The 1618-nt window shown below is 67.0% G+C and carries 1 protein-coding gene and 1 pseudogene; both read right to left on the reverse strand.

The window, feature by feature from the left end; all coding sequences use genetic code 11:
- Positions 1 to 1242, reverse strand: a 1242-nt coding sequence (fabF, locus tag ACE3UY_RS22530) for a beta-ketoacyl-ACP synthase II (RefSeq protein ID WP_374689713.1), incomplete at its 3' end; no start/stop codon positions are given.
- A gap of 73 nt (positions 1243 to 1315) precedes the next feature.
- Positions 1316 to 1618: pseudogene (locus ACE3UY_RS22535) on the reverse strand (phosphate--acyl-ACP acyltransferase); the annotation flags it as partial.

A 1618-nucleotide genomic window follows, 5' to 3' on the forward strand; every position in this document is an offset into this window, starting at 1 on the left:
CGCATTCTGCCCGCCCAGGCCGAACGAGTTCTTCAGGGCCACTCGAATATCGGCCGGGCGCGGCACATTGGGCACATAGTCCAGGTCGCACTCCGGATCGGGCGTCTCATAGTTCCAGGTCGGCGGGATAAGGGCGCGGCCGAGGGCCAGCGTCGTGAAGATCGATTCAATCGTCCCCGCCCCACCCATGGCATGCCCCATCGCCGACTTGGTGCTGCTGATGGGGACTTCATAGGCGCGCTCGCCGAACAGCCGCTTGATCGCCAGTGTCTCTGTCGCGTCGTTGACCGGCGTCGACGTGCCGTGGGCGTTGATGTAATCCACCTGCCCCGGCGACAGGCCGGCGTCGTCCAGCGCCCACTGCATGGCCCGAATGGCCCCACGCGCCTCCGGGTCGGGCGCGGCGACGTGGAAGGCGTCGGACGACGAAGCGTGGCCCAGCACTTCGCCGTGGATGCGCGCGCCGCGAGCCAGCGCATGATCCAGCCGCTCCAGCACGACCACACCCGCCCCCTCGGCCAGGATGAAGCCGTCGCGATCCTTGTCGAACGGGCGGCTGGCCCGCTCCGGGGCGTCGTTGAAGTGGGTGGAGAGCGCCCGCATAGCCCCAAAGCCGGCGATGGCGGCGAAGTGGATAAGTCCCTCCACGCCGCCAGCGAACATCATGTCGGCCGCGCCGCGCCGGATGTATTCGGCCGCCTCGCCGATGGTCTGCGTGCCCGTGGCGCAGGCGGCGACAGTGGTGCTGATCGGCCCCGTCGCGCCGGTCATCAGGCTAACGTGGTGCGACGGCATGTTGGCCAGGAACATCGTCATGGCGAAGGGGCTGACCGCCCGCGCGCCGCGCGTGCGGTAGACATCGACCTCCTCGAAGGCGCGCTCAATGCCGCCGACGGCCGTGCCGATGAGCACGCCGGTGCGATCGGGGTTGGCGACCTGCTCCGGCAGCCCGGCGTCGGCCAGGGCCATCCGCGCCGTAGCGACGGTCAGTTGTGAGGCGCGCGACATGCGGCGCGCCTCCTTGAAGTCCATATGGTCGCGGGCGACGAAATCCTTGACCTCGCCAGCGATGCGGCAGGCGAAGTCGCTGGCGTCAAACTGGGTGATCGGCCCAATGCCGGAGCGGCCCGCCAGCAGGTTATCCCAACTCTCTTCTACGGAGTGACCGAGCGGGCTGATCATGCCCATCCCGGTAATGACGACGCGCGGTCGCCCGCGCGCGTCCAGCATTGCTTCTGTCATGTCGATTCCTTTGTGCACACAATTCAACACCAGGACGCCAGGACGTAAAAAAGACCAACCTTGCGTCCTCGCGTCATTGCGTTAAATTCATTAATGGCTGTCCCAGCCCATCGGCGATGGCCCCGACGATCCCTTTCTCAACCACGCGCCGCGCCTGGCCGATGGCCTGTTGGATGGCGTAAGCATTGGAGCGGCCGTGGGCTATGATCACAACCCCATCCACGCCCAGAAGTGGCGCGCCGCCGACCTCGTCCGGGTTCAGCTGGTCGCGCACACGCTGGAAGGCCGGCCGGGCCAGCGCCCCGCCGATCTTGGTCAGTAGCCCTTCCATAATGTACTTGCGGATGGTCTCCGACATGTAGCCGGCCACCGCTTC

This window comes from Promineifilum sp. (SeqCode) (assembly GCF_041918635.1).
Lineage (GTDB): Bacteria > Chloroflexota > Anaerolineae > Promineifilales > Promineifilaceae > Promineifilum.